Annotated in this window: 17 protein-coding genes, 1 tRNA gene and 1 pseudogene; 6 read left to right on the top strand and 13 right to left on the bottom strand. The window is 61.4% G+C overall.

Annotated elements, in window-relative coordinates; genetic code table 11:
* Nucleotides 1-95 precede the first annotated feature (95 nt).
* Complete coding sequence (locus tag IPM89_11560; GenBank protein QQS53508.1) at nucleotides 96-785, top strand: hypothetical protein; 690 nt, start codon at nucleotides 96-98, stop codon at nucleotides 783-785.
* A gap of 1,244 nt (nucleotides 786-2,029) precedes the next feature.
* Nucleotides 2,030-2,326, top strand: coding sequence for a hypothetical protein (locus IPM89_11555; protein QQS53507.1), 297 nt, complete (start codon nucleotides 2,030-2,032; stop codon nucleotides 2,324-2,326).
* A 22-nt stretch (nucleotides 2,327-2,348) separates the two neighbouring features.
* On the opposite strand, the pseudogene IPM89_11550 reads toward IPM89_11555, so the two are convergent.
* Nucleotides 2,349-3,408 (bottom strand): annotated as a pseudogene (locus IPM89_11550) (IS630 family transposase).
* Between the two features lie 65 nt (nucleotides 3,409-3,473).
* Here IPM89_11550 and IPM89_11545 point away from each other — a divergent pair.
* The 4 genes from IPM89_11545 (at nucleotide 3,474) to IPM89_11530 (ending at nucleotide 7,584) form a co-directional block, all read left to right on the top strand.
* Nucleotides 3,474-4,376, top strand: a complete 903-nt coding sequence (locus IPM89_11545) for a hypothetical protein (GenBank protein ID QQS53506.1) — start codon at nucleotides 3,474-3,476, stop codon at nucleotides 4,374-4,376.
* A gap of 76 nt (nucleotides 4,377-4,452) precedes the next feature.
* Nucleotides 4,453-6,069 (top strand): hypothetical protein, encoded by a 1,617-nt coding sequence (locus tag IPM89_11540; protein QQS53505.1) that lies wholly within the window; start codon nucleotides 4,453-4,455, stop codon nucleotides 6,067-6,069.
* Between the two features lie 136 nt (nucleotides 6,070-6,205).
* Nucleotides 6,206-7,030, top strand: coding sequence for a hypothetical protein (locus tag IPM89_11535; protein QQS53504.1), 825 nt, complete (start codon nucleotides 6,206-6,208; stop codon nucleotides 7,028-7,030).
* A gap of 281 nt (nucleotides 7,031-7,311) precedes the next feature.
* Nucleotides 7,312-7,584, top strand: a complete 273-nt coding sequence (locus IPM89_11530; GenBank protein QQS53503.1) for a hypothetical protein — start codon at nucleotides 7,312-7,314, stop codon at nucleotides 7,582-7,584.
* A gap of 149 nt (nucleotides 7,585-7,733) precedes the next feature.
* Here the strand turns inward: IPM89_11530 and IPM89_11525 are convergent.
* The 12 genes from IPM89_11525 to IPM89_11470 all read right to left on the bottom strand — a co-directional run bounded on the left by IPM89_11525 (nucleotide 7,734) and on the right by IPM89_11470 (nucleotide 18,588).
* Nucleotides 7,734-7,809: transfer RNA gene (locus IPM89_11525), tRNA-Ile, on the bottom strand.
* Between the two features lie 45 nt (nucleotides 7,810-7,854).
* Nucleotides 7,855-9,795 carry an RNA polymerase sigma factor RpoD gene (rpoD, locus tag IPM89_11520; GenBank protein QQS53502.1) on the bottom strand — a complete coding sequence of 647 codons (1,941 nt, stop codon included), beginning with the start codon at nucleotides 9,793-9,795 and terminating at the stop codon, nucleotides 7,855-7,857.
* Between the two features lie 87 nt (nucleotides 9,796-9,882).
* Nucleotides 9,883-11,619 (bottom strand): DNA primase, encoded by a 1,737-nt coding sequence (locus IPM89_11515; GenBank protein QQS53501.1) that lies wholly within the window; start codon nucleotides 11,617-11,619, stop codon nucleotides 9,883-9,885.
* A 97-nt stretch (nucleotides 11,620-11,716) separates the two neighbouring features.
* Nucleotides 11,717-12,163 carry a GatB/YqeY domain-containing protein gene (locus IPM89_11510; protein ID QQS53500.1) on the bottom strand — a complete coding sequence of 149 codons (447 nt, stop codon included), beginning with the start codon at nucleotides 12,161-12,163 and terminating at the stop codon, nucleotides 11,717-11,719.
* 47 nt (nucleotides 12,164-12,210) lie between these two features.
* Entirely contained in the window at nucleotides 12,211-12,426 is a 216-nt protein-coding gene (gene rpsU / locus IPM89_11505) for a 30S ribosomal protein S21 (GenBank protein QQS53499.1), read from the bottom strand.
* Between the two features lie 139 nt (nucleotides 12,427-12,565).
* A complete protein-coding gene (cobJ, locus tag IPM89_11500; GenBank protein QQS53498.1) occupies nucleotides 12,566-13,510 on the bottom strand; it encodes a precorrin-3B C(17)-methyltransferase in 945 nt (314 codons plus the stop codon).
* Nucleotides 13,510-13,941: a cobalamin biosynthesis protein gene (locus tag IPM89_11495; protein QQS53497.1), complete on the bottom strand. Its 432-nt coding sequence runs from the start codon at nucleotides 13,939-13,941 to the stop codon at nucleotides 13,510-13,512. The genes cobJ and IPM89_11495 overlap by 1 nt, the downstream gene beginning before the upstream one ends.
* Entirely contained in the window at nucleotides 13,938-14,693 is a 756-nt protein-coding gene (locus IPM89_11490) for a cobalamin biosynthesis protein CbiG (GenBank protein ID QQS53496.1), read from the bottom strand. Before IPM89_11490 ends, IPM89_11495 begins: the two co-directional genes overlap by 4 nt.
* Complete coding sequence (cobI, locus tag IPM89_11485; protein ID QQS53495.1) at nucleotides 14,690-15,469, bottom strand: precorrin-2 C(20)-methyltransferase; 780 nt, start codon at nucleotides 15,467-15,469, stop codon at nucleotides 14,690-14,692. The genes IPM89_11490 and cobI overlap by 4 nt, the downstream gene beginning before the upstream one ends.
* Complete coding sequence (gene cbiE, locus IPM89_11480; GenBank protein QQS53494.1) at nucleotides 15,466-16,746, bottom strand: precorrin-6y C5,15-methyltransferase (decarboxylating) subunit CbiE; 1,281 nt, start codon at nucleotides 16,744-16,746, stop codon at nucleotides 15,466-15,468. The genes cobI and cbiE overlap by 4 nt, the downstream gene beginning before the upstream one ends.
* Nucleotides 16,743-17,930, bottom strand: coding sequence for a cobalt-precorrin-5B (C(1))-methyltransferase (locus IPM89_11475; GenBank protein QQS53493.1), 1,188 nt, complete (start codon nucleotides 17,928-17,930; stop codon nucleotides 16,743-16,745). The genes cbiE and IPM89_11475 overlap by 4 nt, the downstream gene beginning before the upstream one ends.
* Nucleotides 17,917-18,588 carry a precorrin-8X methylmutase gene (locus tag IPM89_11470; GenBank protein QQS53492.1) on the bottom strand — a complete coding sequence of 224 codons (672 nt, stop codon included), beginning with the start codon at nucleotides 18,586-18,588 and terminating at the stop codon, nucleotides 17,917-17,919. Before IPM89_11470 ends, IPM89_11475 begins: the two co-directional genes overlap by 14 nt.
* Nucleotides 18,589-18,591 lie beyond the last annotated feature (3 nt).

The following is an 18,591-nucleotide window of genomic DNA, read 5'->3' as shown; positions in this document are numbered from 1 at the left end:
TAGGTCGAAGGTGAAAACAGCGTAGAAACGAAGCGGGGCGGCCCTGTGGCGAAACAGGAACCGCCCCTTGTCATATCAGCCTTGGAGTGTGCTTGATGACTGGTGAACAGGATACCGGCAATCCAGAGGGGTTGCCACTAGCGGAACGGACGCGGCGCGGGTTGCTGGCAGGCGAATCGGAACTATGGTTATGGGAAATCATGGAACTGGAATTTCCGGCCGCAACAAGCTTTCAGGACAAGAAACATCCCGATTATATCGGTTGGGAAAAAGCCATTGAGGCGGCGATTCGATACGGGTCGTTAGGCGACGGCCCACACCTTGAACGGTTTAGCGAATCAGCAACGTACCGATCCCCCGCTACCAATTGGAAGCGACCGAAAACCTTTCACATTCCCGGCTATGACTGCTGGCGAATACCGCGCGAACCTTACCGGACCTGGCGCGCAACACAATCCAATGCCCCGACTGGTTCCCTCATTAATTTGTGGACATCTCTGCTCTCTCAAAGCGAACCGGAACCACTCCCCCAGGGCGAACCGGACAAGCCCGAACAGGGCGCGGCGGGAAATCAAAACCCGGCGCTGAACCGCCAGTGCGTTACCGACAAAGCCCATTTTCTGGACAATGCGGTATGGAATGGAACCCAACAAACCACGGTTAAAAACCATCCTGAAGTAGCTTATTTCAAAGGGCGATATGACACCCCAACCCTGTTGAAATGGGCAAGCGAGATTGACCCTCGCCCTAAAAACCAGCGCGGCGGCCGGCCCCGTAAATCCTAACTCTGAAAATCCCCTGTCTACGTAGAAACCCCTTTTCTACGTATACGCCTCTTTTTTTTCTCCCCAAGCCGGTTAATCCTTGTCGCTACTTTCAGCGACCATGAGGATTAACCGGCAATGCAACCTCTAACGATTCGCCAATTATCGGAACGCTTCCCGGCGTTCTCTGAACCGGCTCTACGCAACCTGGTTTTCTGCTCCAAGGAAAGGCAATCGTCGCAAGGCCCTATTCCCGGCAATGGACTAGACCGCGCGATACTCCGTGTGGGTCGTCGGGTATTGATTGACGCGGAACAGTTCCAGGAATGGATTCGGGAAAAGCAGGGCGGCGACCATGCGGCGGCTTGAGGGCGGTTCGCAACTCGCTTGGGTTCGGCTCCAGTTGCTGGCAGGAAAAGCATTGACGCACCCCGATTTAATTGGCGCCTGCAATGGGCGTGGTGGCTGGCGATTGGGCGCCGTGGTTCATCAACTGCGCCGTGATGGCTGGCCTATCGAATCCCGGCCCATGCCGAACCCCGGCCCAGATACCGAGTTGAATCCACCGGTTTGTTACGCGCTTCCGCCCGGCTGGCGGCCCGGTGGCGCGGTGCAATTGGGGCTGGAATTGTGACCACTGCGTTTTGCTCGCGATGTGGCGCCCCGTTTCACCGTGGCGTGGATGAAACGTGGAAACTCCTGTGCATCCGCTGCTTTAAGGAGAACAAACGAGCGGAAGCGGCGGAGACTCACGCGGCCGACCGGGAATCGTGGCGGGCGCGATACCTCGAGTCCAACGCTGAATGCCGCCGGTTGCGTGCGCAGGTGCACGCCCTCCTTTCACAATCGGCGGCGCTCGCCATTCCACCGTTGGACGAACTCCGGGAGCAACTTCCTCGGCTGTTACTCTGCTGCCACCCCGACAAGCACGACGGCAGCCAAGCGGCCACCAAAGCAACCCAGTACTTGCTTCAGATCCGCGCGAGGCTGAGCGCATGACGCCACTTGCCCATTGCCCGGCCCAGGACTATGCTTGTTCCCGGCGCCTGAGAAACGCCAAACGAAGCGGCCCCGCACTCCGTCAACGTGCTTTTTTAATGCCCGGATTCCGCCTGGAATTCGCGTGCAAGCCTGCCTCCTCTGTCGGGAGCGGGCGGGATGCGCTACCCGCAAGGGCGCGCGCTGCTCTTCGTTGCAGTTTCTCAGACCCGCCCGTTTCCCGGCGCCACCGCCGGGTTTCATCGTCCATTATCGGAGTTGAAACCATGCCCCGCATATCAGCGGAAACCATCAAATCAGCAATTGACCCCGAGAGTTTTTACCGCGCGGCTTTGACTTGGAGAGGCAAACCGAGCGCTAAAGGCTGGATTTTAGCGGTGTGCCCTTTTCACGCGGACACCGATCCGTCCCTTGCCGTCAATCTGCACAACGGCGGCTTCCGCTGTTTCGGGTGTGGCGAGAAAGGCGACCTCATTTCCTTTCACGCCAAGCTGAACCGGCTGTCATTTCGTGACGCAATCGATGATTTGGCGCGGCGGTATTTATTGACCCTGGAGAATTAATACCGATTACTAATAGATTTTACTACTTTAGTGCGGATAAAATAAAATCAAAACTGGTCAAAGAAACCACTTCGCTTGGGAGAAGCGATTGAATGAGTTCATCCACTTTTTTACGTAGTTCATCTAGGGTTTTTAAATTGATCCAACACAATTGATCTTTCATTGATTGCCAAACACGCTCAATGGGGTTCACATCGGGACTGTAAGGCGGTTGGAATAATAAGACGACATTATCGGGGATTACGAGTTTTTTGGCAGAATGAAAGCGACCGTTATCCAATTGAATTACGTTGAGGCTGTGCGGATAAGTTTTAGAAAATTCATTCAAAAACCACTGAAAGCAATCAGCATCTAAATGGGAAAATTCTAAAAAGAAGTTTTCGCCACTCAGTGGCTCAATGGCACCATAGAGCCAAAATGATTGAAAGGTCCATTGAACTGGACCAACTGGCTTAATCCCCAGTGCGGTGATGACCCGCCGGGTGATCGTTTTTAATCCAAAGCGACTTTCATCTTGGCACCAATACCGTAAAGGCCGGACCGCTTCATTTTCAACTTGCTGAAGAATATCAATTAATTCAAGTTGTCGTGGAAGTTTTTTTAAAAGAAACCACCGCCTCTTCATGGCGATGAACGCTCGTTGGCCGCGCCACTTTAAGTTTTGCTTTGAGTTGATAACGAACGACTTGATGCACTGTTGAATAAGGAATATCGACCTCGTATTCCTGGAGAAGCCACTGCTGGATTTGTCCGTAACTATGAAATCCATGAGTCGGATCGTCCAGACGGCGCTGGAGTGCCTCTCTCATAGCTTCGGTAATTCTCGAACGACGGCCGCCATGATAATTCCACTGCAACAGCCCGATTAAGCCTTGGGTACGATATACTTTGAGCCACTTGACAATGACGGATTTCGATCGCCCTAAATGATCGGCTAACTCTTGTAAAGAATGAAAAATTTCACTTTTAATCCAATATAGAATTTGTAATCGCTCTCGAAACTTGGCGTGAGTTTGTTCATTCATTATGCGCTTTAGTTCTTCGGAGGATTCGTGGATTTCGACTTGTAATGAGCGGCTCATGACTGGATCAATAAAAGTAGGTTAAATGAGTATGATAACAAAATCTAATCGTAAATGGTATAACCATGCTGGCGACTGCAATTCATGGCCGGCCCCGTGGCTTTATCAACTGGAAACCGCAAACGAAAACGCGGGTGCTGATTGAACAGGCGCAAGCCGTCTTGGAGGAATACCAAAAGCATTTGCCTTTGACCTTGAGGCAAGTGTTCTACCGGCTGGTGGGCGCGTATGGCTACTCCAAGACGGAGAGGGATTACGAACGGCTTTGTGAAACCCTGAACAAAGCCCGGCGGGCGCGGTTGATTCCGTTCGGCGTGATTCGGGATGACGGCTTTCACGGCGCCCGCTGGCAGGGCTGGCATACCCTGGAAGGGGCAAAGCGTTCTCTGATTGCTACGGCGGAAGGCTATCGAATCGACCGCCAGCGCGGGCAACCCGTCCAACTGGCGGCATGGTGTGAGGCGGCTGGCATGGCGCCCCAGCTTGAGCGGATTTGCGAACCGTACAGCATCCCCGTCTATTCCAGCGGCGGCTTCGACTCCGTGACCGTCAAGCACGACATGGCGCAGGCATTCGCCCGAATCGGCCGGGTGCTGGTTCTACACATCGGCGACCACGACCCCAGCGGCGTTCACATTTTCGGTTCGCTGGATGAAGACGTGCGGGCGTTCATCAACGAATTCGGCGGCGATGCCGAGTTTATCCGCCTTGCCGTAACTCCCGACCACATTACGCGCCATAGCTTGCCCACGGCCCCGCCCAAGGAAACCGACCGGCGCAACTTCACGGGTGAAACCGTGCAAGCGGAAGCGCTCCCCCCGGATGTACTCGCCAGCATCCTGCAAGACGCCATCAGCAGTTATCTGGACATGGCCGTTTATCGGCAAGCCATCGAAATCGAACAGGCCGAACGGCGGGTGCTGGTGGCGTGGCTCAAAGAAAAACCCGCACCCCATAGCGCGACTTGAACACCACCGGGAGCGGGTGAATTCCTACCAAACCGATAGGCATTTTACCCCGTTCCCCCTGCGGCGGAACCCTCTTATGAACAACCTAGAATTTTCCCCATCGCACCGGCCGGCCTTCATTCCCAAAGCCTGGAAAGACCGAACCGGCGCGTTCTATCCCTTCAAGGCGTGCTGGTGGTATCGCAACCCGGCGGGCGAACCCCTTGGAGTCGTGGCGCGCTTCGACTCCGACCGCAACGGTAAGCAAGTCATCCCCTACTTCCAGCCGAACGCTTCCGGCTTCAAGGCCGGCGGCCCAACGGCGCCCGTGCTGTTCGGCGCGGAACGATTGAACGGACACCAAGCCCCGGCGTTCGTGGTGGAAGGGGAAAAGGTAGCGGCGGCCCTGCACTCGCTGGGACTGGCGGCGGTATCCGCCCAAGGCGGCGCGAACAAGGCGGCCGGCGGCGATTGGGCGGCCCTGGCGGGTGTGCCGCAAGTCTACTTGCTCCCGGACAACGACCGGCCCGGCGAAGATTACGCACGGGCGGCGTGCAAGGCGCTGGCGACGCTTTCCCTCGCTCCCGAGATTCGAATTGTCCGCTTGCCGCAACTCCCCGAGAAAGGCGACGCGGCGGATTGGCTGGCGGAACGGTTGCCCAAGTGGAACGGCTTCGACCCGATACCAGAAGACCGGCGCGGCGAACTGGCGGCGGAATTGCTGGCCATCGCGGAACAGGGCGAACCGCCCCCGGCGGACTGGCTGGCGGATGAGGTCAAGCCCGAACGCCCCAAGGGCAAGCCGGCGGGCATGGGTGGTGGGCGCTATGTGGCGGCCTCGCGCGGAATGATGGTGGTCCGGTTCAACGCGGCGGGCGAACCCGAGGAACAGCCGTTGTGCAACTTCACGGCCCGCATCGTGGAAGAACTGGCCTGTGATAACGGGTTGGAAATCAATCTGTCGCTGGCCCTGGAAGGTGAGCAAGGCGGACGCCCCTTGCCCCGCGTGTCGGTAACCTTTGAAGAATTCATGGCCATGGGCTGGCCCGCGAAGAACTGGGGAACGCAGTGCATCGTTGAACCCGGCAACGGGAAGAAAGACACCCTTCGCGCGGCGATTCAAACCCTCTCCCATGCCAAAGGCGCGGTGGAGCGGCGCACCGTCTACACCCATACCGGATGGCGCCAAGTGGACGGCGCGTGGTTGTACCTGCACGGTGGCGGCGCGTTGGGCGCGGCCGGATCGGCGGCCGGTATCGAGGTAGACCTATCCGGCCTGAATCGCTACGAACTGCCGGCACTTTCGACCACGCCACAAGAGCGATTGGACGCGGCGGCGGCGTCCCTGGCTTGTCTGGACATCGCACCCCCGGCCGTGAGTGTGCCCCTGCTGGCCTGTGTCTACCTGGCGCCCCTGGCTCAAGCACTGAACGTCGATTTCATGTTGTGGCTTGAGGCACCCTCGCAAAGCCAGAAAAGCAGCATCGCGGCGCTGGCGTTGGCGCATTTCGGCGCGGCGATGGATCGGACCTGTTTAACGGCGAACTGGACGGATTCCGCGAACGCCATTGAGGGCAAGCTGTTTGCCCTGGCGGATGCGCTGGCGGTGATTGATGACTACGCCCCGCAACCCAACGCCAGCCAACAAGCGGCCCTGGACGCAACGGTAATACCAATTCTGCATAGATTTTACGCTATTGCCTGTAGGTCGTAGGTTGGGCAAAAGCGCAGCGTTGCCCAACAATGAGCCTGGATGCTGGGCTAACAGCTCAATTCTATTCAGAAACGGTATAAGCCGGGTTATTCGCAGTTGCGGCAACCGGCAAGGGCGCGGCCGGTTACGGGCGGATTTGTCGCAACGGCCGGACCGCTACCCGCGCGGGCTGACGGTGGGCACGGCGGAACAATGGCCGACCGGCGAAAGCATCAACGCGCGGCTGTTTGGAGTCACTCTGCAACGGGGTGATGTGGACTTGGCGGCGCTGACTCGGGCACAAGAGGCGGCGGAAGGTGGGTTGCTGGCACGCTGCATGGCGGATTACATCCAGGACTTGGCGGCGCGATTCGATGAGGCGGTGGCGGATGCCAAGCGGGCATGGACGGAGTATCGCGCGGCGGCCCTGCAACAAGGGCTATCCGGGCGGGCGCCTGAACAAGTGGCCTTCCTGCTGGTAGGCATGGGCTTGGCGTTTCGCCATTTCAAACAGGCCGGCCTAACTCTCCCCGATGTGAACCCGATTGACGTGCTGATGGAACTGGCGCGGCGCCATAGCCGGCACGTGTCCGACTCGCAACCCGCCGAACGCTTCCGGGCGGCCCTGGCGGAATTGCTGGCCAGCGGCGCGGCCCATGTGGAACCGCTGACGGATGATGGAAGCAGGAACTTTGCCCAAGAGCCGTTGCGCGGCCCCCGTATCGGCTGGCGCAACGAGAGCAAGCGGGAACTGTACTTGCTCTCTACTCCAACCCTGGAAGCGGTGAACGAAGCGCTCCGCAAGGGTGATACCGGCCTGAACATCCGGCCCCGTGCCCTGTGGCGCCAGTGCCAGCAACGCGGCTGGTTGCTGCCTGGCGACGCGATACCGGGCGGCGGCGAACGGACCACCCGCGTGGTGAAGATTGCCGGCAAGTTGGAACGGGTTTTAATGTTCGATGCAACCGCTCTCGAAAGTTAGGGCTCTCTACCCCCACAAAAGTGGTAAAAGTGGTAAAAGTGGTAACCGTACTTTTAGAATCAACAGGTTAAGGGTTACCACTTTGGTTTAAAAGTGGTAACCGAAAACTCAAAAGTGGTAACCGTGGTTGCGGCGGCATTCTGTCCGGTTACCACTTTTACCTTGGGCGGTTACCACTTTGGTTTAAAAGTGGTAACCCTTAACTCACTGAATATAAAGGCGTGGTTACCACTTTTACCACTTTTACCACTTTTACAGCCCTATAGGGAGGGAAACTATTTATGCGTGTTGATGATGATGACGTGGTGGCGGTGAAGCTGGCCCAAGGTTCCATGAAATGGCATGTGGTAGACCCTGCCGTGACCTGCTACGAAGGAAGCCGCGTGCCTGTTCCCGGACGAACGGCGGCGATGTACCACGTTCCGACCGGGCGCCTTGCCCGATCGGATGGAATCAAGCTGAACGATGGGGAAGTGTGTGGCAATTGCCGGCGTGCCCTCAAGGTGAGGATTCGCAACGACCGGGAGCGGGAACAGTTTCGGCAACGGCGGTGAACGCACTATTGGAAGTGATGCCCGGCGATGCCCTGAAATAGCGGTTTCTTTGTTGTGGACAATCGCCAGTGCTTTTCATGGAGTGGACAACCGGTGGACAGTAGGCAAAAGGAAAGGAGCTAGACTTTCGCCTAACTCCTTAATTTTACTGGTGGGCCCTGTAGGATTCGAACCTACAACCAAGGGATTATGAGTCCCCTGCTCTGACCGTTGAGCTAAGGGCCCGTGACCGTGAAATTTTACCCGGCCCGCGGAGTGCCCGCCAGCGATTCAATCCAGATCCAGGAAGCTGCGCAGTTGCTCCGAGCGATTCGGGTGCCGCAGCTTACGCAGGGCCTTGGCTTCAATCTGGCGGATGCGCTCGCGAGTCACGTCGAACTGTTTACCGACCTCCTCCAGGGTGTGATCGGTCGGCATATCGATGCCGAACCGCATTCGCAACACCTTGGCTTCACGCGGGGTCAGCGTCGACAACACTTCGCGAGTGGATTCGCGCAACCCTTCGACCGTGGCTGCTTCCACCGGCGACATCACCATGAGGTCCTCGATGAAGTCGCCCAAGTGCGAATCTTCGTCGTCGCCGATCGGCGTCTCCATCGAAATGGGTTCCTTGGCGATTTTCAGCACCTTGCGAACCTTGTCCTCCGGCATCTCCATGCGCTTGGCCAGTTCCTCCGGAGTCGGTTCACGACCCATCTCTTGCAGCATCTGCCGGGAAATCCGGTTCAGTTTGTTGATGGTCTCGATCATATGCACCGGAATGCGGATGGTGCGGGCCTGATCGGCGATCGAGCGGGTGATCGCCTGCCGGATCCACCAGGTGGCGTAAGTCGAAAACTTGTAGCCGCGCCGGTATTCGAACTTGTCCACCGCCTTCATCAGCCCGATGTTGCCTTCCTGGATCAAATCCAGGAACTGCAAACCGCGATTGGTGTACTTCTTGGCGATGGAAATCACCAGTCGCAGGTTGGCCTCGACCATCTCTTTCTTGGCCCGACGCGCCTTGGCTTCTCCGATCGACATGTGGCGGTTGATGTCCTTGATTTCGTGGATCGACAACCGGACTTCCGTTTCAATCGCCTGCAATCGTCGCTGCGCCGCCAGCACGTCGTCACGCTGCGCCGCCAGTAAGGATGAATATTTCTTGCCGGCCTGAATCTGTTCCTCCACCCAATCCAGCCGGGTCTCGTTCTGCGGGAACGAGGTGACAAACGTCTTGCGCGGCATCTGGGCCTTGCCGACGCAGATATGCATGACTTCCTTTTCGCGGGAACGGATGCGCTCGGCCATCTCATGCAGGTTGGCGATCAACTGGTCAAGCGCCTTCGGTACCAGCCGAAATTGCAGGAAACGCTCACCGAGTTGCTGGCGCAGCGCCTGAGTTTGGAGGTGCTGCAAACCGAGTTCGTCCGCGCTGGACTGGGTTTGGTGGTAGAGGGCGCGCAATTCCTCGAAACGGCGGGCGGTTTCCTCGGGGTCGGGGCCGCTTTCGACCACGCCTTGCTCCTCCTCTTCGCCCGCTTCCTCTTCGCCCGCTTCCCCTTCGTCCGCTTCCTCTTCGTCCGCTTCCTCTTCGTCCGCTTCCTCTTCGCTCGCTTCCTCTTCGCCCGCTTCCTCTTCGTCCTCGCCGACTACCGCATCCGGATCATCCGAAGTCAGCGGTATTTCTTCCTCCGATATCGGCGAAGAGGCATCTTCGTCCTCTTGGAAGCCGCTGATCACATCGCTCAGCCGGGTGCCGTTGTCGCTGATCGAATCGTAAATTCGCAACAGTTCGCTGGTTGTCAGCGGATAGTTGGCCAGCGCCGATAGCACCTGGCCCATCCCTTCCTCGATGCGCTTGGCGATCTGAATTTCGCCCTCGCGGGTCAGCAATTCGACCGTACCCATCTCGCGCATGTACATCCGCACCGGATCGGTGGTGCGGCCGAACTCGCTGTCCACGGCGGCCAGCGCGGCGGCGGCTTCCTCGGCGACCACATCGTCGTCGGCGCTGGCTGGGTTCTCATTGAGCAACAAGGTCTCGGTGTCGGGCACAAATTCGTGGACTTCAATGCCCATGTCATTGATCATCGCGATGATGTCTTCGATCTGTTCGGGATCGACGATATCATCGGGCAGATGGTCGTTCACCTCGGCATAGGTCAGAAAACCTTTTTCCTTGCCGCGGGCGATCAATTTCTTTAATTGCGACTGTTGCTGCTCGCTCATGACTTATTCACATACTGAGAGGAATAAAAAAGTTAAACGAATGAGCCTATCACAAAAACCAAACCAATAATCGCAAACAATTAAAAATTAGGTTTTTTGTGGCTTACCCAGGCTCCGCAATTCTTCCCGTTCCTCAAAACTGAGCGCGCGCGGCGTACCCCGCAGTGTTCCCAGCAAATGTTCTCGCGGGTCATTGCGCCGACGCAGGTAGCTAATGATGTCGGCAAACTCTTGTTCAAACTGAAAATCTTCTTCCAGTGCTTCCAAGCGCCACTGAGCCAACCGCTCCAGAATCGCACCCTCGCGGGTATCGCGATAGCGCTCCAGCAGCGCGGCAATGCTCAAATCGGGGTTGGCGCGCAAACCGCCGATCAATTCGGCCAACAACTTCACGCCCGGTTCGCCGCTCCGCAGGGCGGGATCGTCCGCCACCACCGCCCACGCCAGTTCGGGGCGATAGAGCAGCAAGGCAATCGCCTTGCGCAGCGGGGTGCGAGTCAGTTGCAGGTTGTGCCGGGCGAGGTCGACGGTTCCGCCCACCGGAAGCCGCAGACGGGTATGCATTAGTTGCGCTTCCTGGCGCAGACGTTCCACCATCAGATCCCGAAAATGCCCTTCGGGCAGCTTTTCCAACAGCGGTCGGGCCAGTTCGGCCAAGCGGGCGCGCCCAGCCAGCGTGTTGGGGTCGGCCTGGGCGCGCAGTTCGGCGAACAAATAATCAGCCAGTGACACGGCTTGTTCCAGCTGCCGTTCGAACCCCACCCGGCCTTCCCGCCGGATCAGCGTATCCGGGTCCTCGCCTTCGGGCAGCAGCAAAAAACCGACCTGCCGGCCGTCGCGCAGGAACGGCAGCGCGACCTCCAACGCCCGCGTCGCCGCCGCCCGCCCGGCGCGGTCGCCGTCAAAACAGAACACCAGGTCATTGACCGTGCGAAACAACCGCTCGACATGCTCGGGGGTGGTGGCCGTGCCCAGCGTGGCAACGGCGTAGGAAATATCATGCTGGGCCAGCGCCACCACATCCATGTAACCTTCAACCACCACCAACCGCCGCAAGTGCGGGGTATGGATGCGAGCCTCGTGCAGGCCGTATAGCTCCGCGCCCTTGTGAAATACCGGCGTCTCCGGGGAGTTGAGATACTTGGGCGTGGTGTCGCTATCCAGCGCCCGCCCGCCGAAAGCGATGACCCGGCCGCGGCGGTCGCGGATCGGGAACATGATGCGGTCGCGGAACCGGTCGCGCGGCCGACCCTGCTCGTCGCGGCTGGCCAGGCCGGCATCGACGAGGTCCTGAACCGTGGCACCGGCTTCGTGCAGTGCCTGGCTCAGATTGCTCCAACCGGGCGGTGCATAACCGATCCCGAACGTAGCGGCGATCTGGCCGGTCAGCCCGCGCTGGCGCAGGTAGTCGACCGCTCGTTGCCGGGCCGGATGTTCGCGCAACCGCTGGCGAAAGAACCGGTCGGCCTGAGCCAACCAGTCCAGCAATGACCGAAACGAACCGGAGCCGCTCGGGCCGCCGCCGGTCTTGGGTACTTCCAACCCGACCAGGCGAGCCAGATCTTCAACCGCGTCCGGAAATTCCAGTCGCTCGTAGGCCATCAGGAAGCCGATGGCGGTACCGTGAGCGCCACAGCCGAAGCAATGGTAGAACTGCTTGCGCGGGCTGACCGTAAACGACGGGGTTTTTTCGGCGTGAAACGGACAGCAGGCCATGAATTCATGGCCCATTCGACGCAGCGGCACTCGAGCGTTGACGATCTCGACGAGATCTGCCCGGCTAAGCAATTGATCGATGAATTCCTGAGGTATGCGGCCAGCCATATCCACAAAGCCTAGCGAACCGGCGGGCGGCCGTCAGCGGTCGAGCACAATGAAAAGCATGACGGATTGGAACGCGTGGGCGTGAAACCAGTTCCGGTCAGGCGTCGAGACGGGCCTTGACCCGGGTGCTGATCTTGGCCATGTCGGCCCGACCCTGCGCCTGATCCTTGATCAGGGCCATGACTTTGCCCATGTCGCGTACCGATTGGGCTCCGGTCACGGCAACGGCGTTGGCGACCAGTGTGTCGATGTCCGCTTCGCTCAGTGGCGCCGGCAAGTAGGATTGGATCACCTCGATTTCGAAGGACTCCCTGGCGGCCAGGTCCTCACGGCCGGCGCTTTGGTACTGCGCCAGCGATTCCCGGCGCTGCTTGATCATCTTTTCCAGCACGCCGAGCATCTGAGCATCGTTCAGCTCGATGCGCTCGTCTACCTCGCGCTGCTTGACGGCGGCCAGAATCAGGCGAATCGCGCCAAGGCGTTCCTTGTCCTTGGCGCGCATGGCGGTTTTCATGTCATCCTGAATACGGTCTTTGAGGGACATGACGGCGGACTCGCGAACGGAAGGGGCGACAGGAGGGCTGATTCAGATCAGAACAGACGAACACGGCGGGCAGCTTCCCGGGAAAGCTTCTTCAAGTGGCGCTTGACGGCGGCGGCTCGCTTGCGTTTGCGTTCCTGGGTGGGCTTTTCGTAAAACTCGCGGCGGCGTACTTCGGACAGCACGCCGGCTTTTTCGCAGGAACGCTTGAAGCGGCGCAGCGCGACATCAAACGGCTCGTTATCTTTGACTTTCACGGCAGGCATTAAACCATCACCTCATTCATGGTCTTGGGCGAAAAAAGCTGGAGTCGGACTATGCGGAAAATAGTAAATTGTACTCATGCCTGTTGCTAAATGCAAAGTGGCAACGCATTAAGGCGCGGACGGTCTTGAAACGAACGGCTCAAACGGTCGTGGATTCGTTCAATACATACCGCAGGTAAGCCTCGGGCAAACCGAGCTGTGCGGCCAACACCTCGGGCGTTGCCGCGTTCTCGCGCAGGGCCGCGCGCCAGCCCACCAGGCCAGTGGACAGCGAGCGGCCGCGCCGCTCGCCTTCCCTGGGTTCGCCGCTGGTAACGTCGTATTTATGGGCATAGCCGCGCGGCGTGACCATCAGGCCGTCGCGGACGAAGGTGTGGCTGTTGCCGATGAGCACGGTGGACGACATGCCGATCTCGCATTCCGCGAGATCGGCGAGCGTGGCCAGATCCACCCGCTGTTTGGCGCGGTAAGCGGACTTGACGATGGCGACCGGCGTTTGCGGATCGCGATGGGCGAGCAAGATCGTTTGGGCGTGAACGATCTGCTCGCCGCGCCGCCCGCTCTTCGGGTTGTAGAGCGCCACCACGAAATCGGCGACGGCGGCGGCCTGGAGCCGGCGCGCGATTACCGGCCACGGCGTCAACAAGTCGGATAGCGAAATGGCGCAGAAATCGTGCGTCAGCGGCGCACCGACCCGCGCGGCGCAACTATTGAGCGCCGAAGCACCGGGGATGACCTCGACCTCGATGTTCGAGTCCGGCGTCCAACCCGCTTCGAACAACACCTCGTAGGTCGGCCCGGCCATGCCGTACACGCCGGCATCACCGGAACACACCAGCGCCACTCGCCGACCCTGGCGGGCACGCTCCAGGGCCTCCAGGGCGCGGTCGATCTCTTCGGTCATCGCTTTCTTGATGACCTCCTTGCCATCGAGTAGGGGCTTGATCAGCTTGATGTAGGTGGCGTAGCCGATCACGGTGTCGGCTTCGATGATCGCCTGGCGCGCCGCCGGCGTCATGTGGTCCAGACTGCCCGGACCGATGCCGACCAGGGAAATTCTGCCGGTGGGACATGGGGTCGTCATCAGGGGATGATCCTTGCGATCGAGACAGTGGCGCTGCGCCCATCGGGGCCGCGCACCCGATGTTTTGCAACCAGCAACTGACTCGTGGCGGCGGGCTCGCGCGTTCCGGCGGCCAGCAGCGCGGCCGCCTCCGACACCGAAGGCGTACCGGTATGACGGCGCACGGTTTCCGAGGGATGGGGCACCGGCACGACCGCCAACCGCGCGGCTGGGTAAAAGCACAACGACCAGCCATGGGCACGAGCCAGTTCCAGCAGGCCCACCTCGTCCGCCTTGAGGTCGATACTGGCGGCGGCGACGATTTCCAGGGGCGCGCCCGCTTGCCGCGCCACCTCGGCCAGCGCTTCATCGACAGCGCGCGTCAAGGTGGCCATCGGCGTGCCACGGTCGCAGCCGAGACCGAGGGCGAGGCGAAGAGGGATCGCGTTCATTCCATGCCCTCCGGTGGGCGGTAAGTCACCAGTTTGGCGGCCAATGCCGCCGGCAGGTCCGGCACGACGCGTCGGCTGATCCACAACACGGCCGCGAAAGCCGCCGGGTCGATGTCCTCCAGCACGGTACAGATCCGAAGATTGGTCGGCAGCGGCGCCGTTCGCGTCCACCAATGCCGGGTACCGGCCTCCTGCACCAGGGCCACCGGCTCATCGTTGACCACGGCGGCGCTGGCGCGGGTGACGTTATCCTTGGGTGCGTCGATGCGCCAGCCGAACTCGCGGCCGAGCAGATCGACCGCCAGAGTGCCGCGACTGTCGGAAGCCGTGGTGAATACGGGCGTGGCGCCGATCCGCTCGGCCAGCAGCGCCGCCAGCGCGTTGGCGCCGCCGATATGACCGGACAGCACCGGAATGGCGAAACGGCCGCCCTCGTCGAGCACGACGATGCCGGGATCGTGGACCTTGTCGCGCAAATGCGGCGCGATCAGCCGCACCACGATCCCCAGCGCGACGATGGCGACGATGCCATCGAACCGCGCGAACAGCATCGGGATCTGGTCGGCGGTCTGGCCGGCGAAACAGCTCGCGAAACCGGGGGCGGCGGCTTCGGCCTCGGCGCGGAATTTTTCCGGGGCAAACAGCCGGGCACCGGGTAGGACCGCGATCACGCGGCCGGCCTGGACGACCCCGGAACGGGTGATGCTCACCACCGCCACCTGCTCCGGGCCGAACGGCAGGTGATGCCTCACGAGGCGACCTCGCGGACCCGCCGGGGGCGGCAACCCCGCGAAATCGGCGGCTTGACACGGCGGGGGTTGCGGACCAGCAACAGCGACAGATAAGGCACGGTTTCATCGCGCAGCGACAACACGTTCCGCACCACGCGCTCCTCGGGCGTGCCGACTTTTTCGACATACACCGCATGTTGGGCGATACCGCGTCGTTCGAGGAGGTCCAGCAGCTCATCGAGCATCGGCTTGATCTTCAGCAGGACCAGGCTGTCGAATTGGTCGAGCATGTGATCGACGACCTCGACACCATAGGACGCGGGTAACACCGCCAATGCTTCGTCGGCCTCGACCATCGGCTGAGCGATGCGGGCCGCGCTGGCGCAGTAGGAGCTGACGCCGGGGATCACTTCGACCGCGATCGCCGGCTGCAACTGGCGCACGGCGCGAGCCAGATGGCCGAACGTGGAATAGGTCGAGGCATCGCCTTCGACCAGGAAGAGCACATCCTGCCCGTCGGCCAGCCGTTCGACCGTCAACGTGGCCGCGTGCAGCCAGGCGCGGGCCAACAGCTCGGCCTGGGTGGTCATCGGAAACACCAGCGGCAAGGCATCGGCCGGCACCGCCAATCCGCCACGCTGGGCGATATCGAGTACAAAGGACGGCTCCCCTTCCTTCTTCACCGGATAAACCCATCGTGCCGGGCTGGACAGCGCCGTCCAAGCCCGCCGGGTGATCAGATCGGGATCACCGGGTCCCATGGAAACGCCGATCAGGCGACCAAACACTGCTTTCATGTGCACTCCTTCGTAACGACCACGATCCACACCGGGTTTTGCGCGGCCAAGCGGTGTAGTTGAAGAATGGGCTGGCTGCGCGCCGCCGACAGTTGCAGCACCTCCCACCGCAGGCCACTGCTCCGCGCGGCAGCCATGGCGGTGGCGAAATTCTCGAAGGTGACGACATCGATCGCCAGTCGGCCACCCGGCTTGAGGCGAGCAAGACTCCGTTCGATCAGCACCGACAGGGCACCGCTCGAGCCGCCGATGAACACCGCGTCGGGATCAGGCCAGGTTTCCAGTTGGGCGGGCGCCCGATCCGTGATCAGCGTGTAGTTGAGGATGCCGAAACGGCGGGCGTTGGCACGGGCGTTGGCGCTGTCGTCCGGATTTTTTTCGATGGCGTAGACATGGCCGTCCGGGCACAGCAAGGCCGCTTCGAGACCGACCGTGCCGGCGCCGGCGCCGATGTCCCAAACCAGGGCGGCGGGATCGAGTCGCAGCTTGGCGAGCGCGACGGCGCGCACTTCGAGCTTGGTGAGCAAACCCTGTTCCGGCTGGCGCTGGGCGTACTCTTCGTCCTCGATACCGAATCGCGGGCGCGGCGGGCGCGGCACGATGCGGCGCAGGATCAGCACATTGGGCGCGGGAAAAGTCCGCTCCGCCACCGCCGCCGGCGTGAGATCGGTAAATAGCGCTTCGTCGGGCGCGTTGAGGCATGCCGCCACGTCGAGGCGAAACGCCTCACCCAATCCGGCCGCCAGCAGCAGACGGGCGATGCGCGCCGGATCGTTGGCCGGCGAGGTCAGGCAAAGCAGCAGATCATGCTGGCCGAGCGCCCGCGCCAGTGGCGCCAGGCCGTGATCGTGGCGGGCGCCGGGCGCCCATTCGCCGGCGTCGGCGGCATGAACCGAAACCAGCTTGGCATCCTGCCAGGACAGGCCGAGACGGGCCGCGGCCAATTGCACGCTGGACAGCGTCGGTACGACGTGGACCCGCTCACGCCCCAACGCGGCGATCAAACCGGCGGCAATACCAAAGCAGAGTGGATCGCCGGTGGCGAGCACCACCACTCGCCGCCCGGCGCTCAGTGCCTCCTCGACCCAGGCGGCCACGGCGGCGACGCGACCGTTCGCATCACGCTGTTCGGCCTGCTCCGACAACACCGACGCGACGGCACGCAACTGATGGGGCGCGCCGATGACCAGATCCGCCGTGCGCAGGAGTTCCTGGGCGTGCGCCGTGAGGCCAGCCGCGCCGTCGTCATGCACGCCGACGATCTGACAGGGTGTCATGGCCGCCCGCCTCCAAACCGATCCAGGGCCTCGGTGTGCGACAAAACAAGCAGGGTCTGGCCTTCGGTATCGCAGACCAGCACATCGAGTTCGAAACAGCCCGGATAGCGCCGGTTGAGGCTGATCCAGGCGCGCCGGGCGAGCGCGCGATGAAAATCCACGGTCAAACCGAGTTCGGCGAGCTTTTCGGCGGCGAAGCGCCCGGTTTCGGCGGCGCGGATGGCCGTCACCAAGGAAGCCGGCGCACCCACTTCGGCGGCGGTTTCGGCCAGCAGATCGCGGTCGATGGCCTGCCGCCAGGCGTGGGTGACGGGCAGTCCCTGAGCGATCTTGGTCAGCTTGCCGACCATGCAGCCCAGAATGACACGCCGAAAACCGCAATCCCGCGCGGTGTCGAACGCCGCCTTGATGAAGTCGCCCATCTGCACGAAACAGGCTTCCGGCCATTCGGGATATTGCCGCATGGCGCGTTTTTCGGTGCGACCGCCGGTGGTGAACACCACGGCTGGCTGCCGCTGCGCGGCGGCGACTTGCACCGCCTGCACCACGCTGGCCCGGAACGCCGCCGTCGAATAGGGGTGAACGATGCCGCTGATGCCCAGAATGGAAATGCCGCCGAGAATGCCCAGCCGGGGATTGAGGGTCTTTCTGGCCATCGCTTCGCCGTCGGGCACCGAAATCGTCACTTCGAGACCGGCATGATCGAGCAGGTCGCCGGCGGCGGCCCGCACGTTGTCGGCGATGTTCCGGCGCGGCACCGGGTTGATGGCCGGGCCGCCCACCTCCAGCCCGAGTCCTTCCTTCGTCACCGTACCGACACCGGGACCGCCCTTGAGCATCAGGCAACCGGCTTGCCCGGCCAGCAGGCGCACATCGGCCGTGAGTCGCGCGCCATGCGTGGCGTCCGGGTCGTCGCCGGCATCCTTGACCACCACGGCATGGGCGGTATTCGCCGCGACGCAACCGTCCTCGACGGCGAAACGGACCCGCCGACCGTTCGGCAGGAGGCACTCGATCATGTCCGGCACGGTACCGGAGACCAGACCCAGAGTGGCTGCTCGCGCCGCCGCCGCCGAACAGGCGCCGGTGGTGAAACCGCTGCGGTTGCCGCGCGCGCGGCGCGGCGTCGCCTTGCGCGTCTTCTCGTCGGAACGGTCATGCCCGCGACGCTCAGGCGGCGGCATGCGCTTGGGTTTCGGCCAGCGCCAACAGGCCATGCAGCGCGGCGACCACCAGGGTCGATCCACCCTTGCGGCCCCGACACAAAATCCACGGAACTTCGCTCAGCGTGGCCAACTGCTCCTTCGACTCGGCCGCCGACACGAAACCCACCGGCATGCCGACGATGAGCGCCGGACGCACGCCCTCCTGGCGCACCAGGCGGATGACTTCGAGCAGGGCCGTCGGTGCGTTGCCGACGCCGATCAGCGCGCCGTCGAGCAGACCGCGCCGCCACGCCAGGCGCATGGCCTGCACGGCGCGGGTGCTACCCTCGGCGCGAGCGCGCTCGATCACCTCGGGATCGGCGATGAACTGGTGAGTCGTCAGGCCGAAGTGTTTGAGCCGGGGCGCCGAGAGACCAACGGTAATCATCTCGACATCGGCGACGATGGGCGTCATGCCCTTCAGTACCGCCGCCCGTCCGGCGGCCACGGCCCGAGGATGAAACGCGGTGAGACCGTTGAATTCGAAATCGGCCGTGGCATGGATCATGCGGCGAACGATCATCCATTGCTCGGCGCTGTAAGCGTGCTGTTCGACCTCGGCATCGATCACGGCGAAGGACTCGTGCTCGATGGCTTGACCGGCGACGGTCAGTTGCTCGGTGACGACATGGTTCATGGT

Source organism: Candidatus Competibacteraceae bacterium (assembly GCA_016699715.1).
Taxonomy (GTDB): Bacteria; Pseudomonadota; Gammaproteobacteria; order Competibacterales; family Competibacteraceae; genus Competibacter.
Note: the sequence above shows the minus strand (reverse complement) of the source record. Positions and strands in the feature narration are given on the sequence as shown.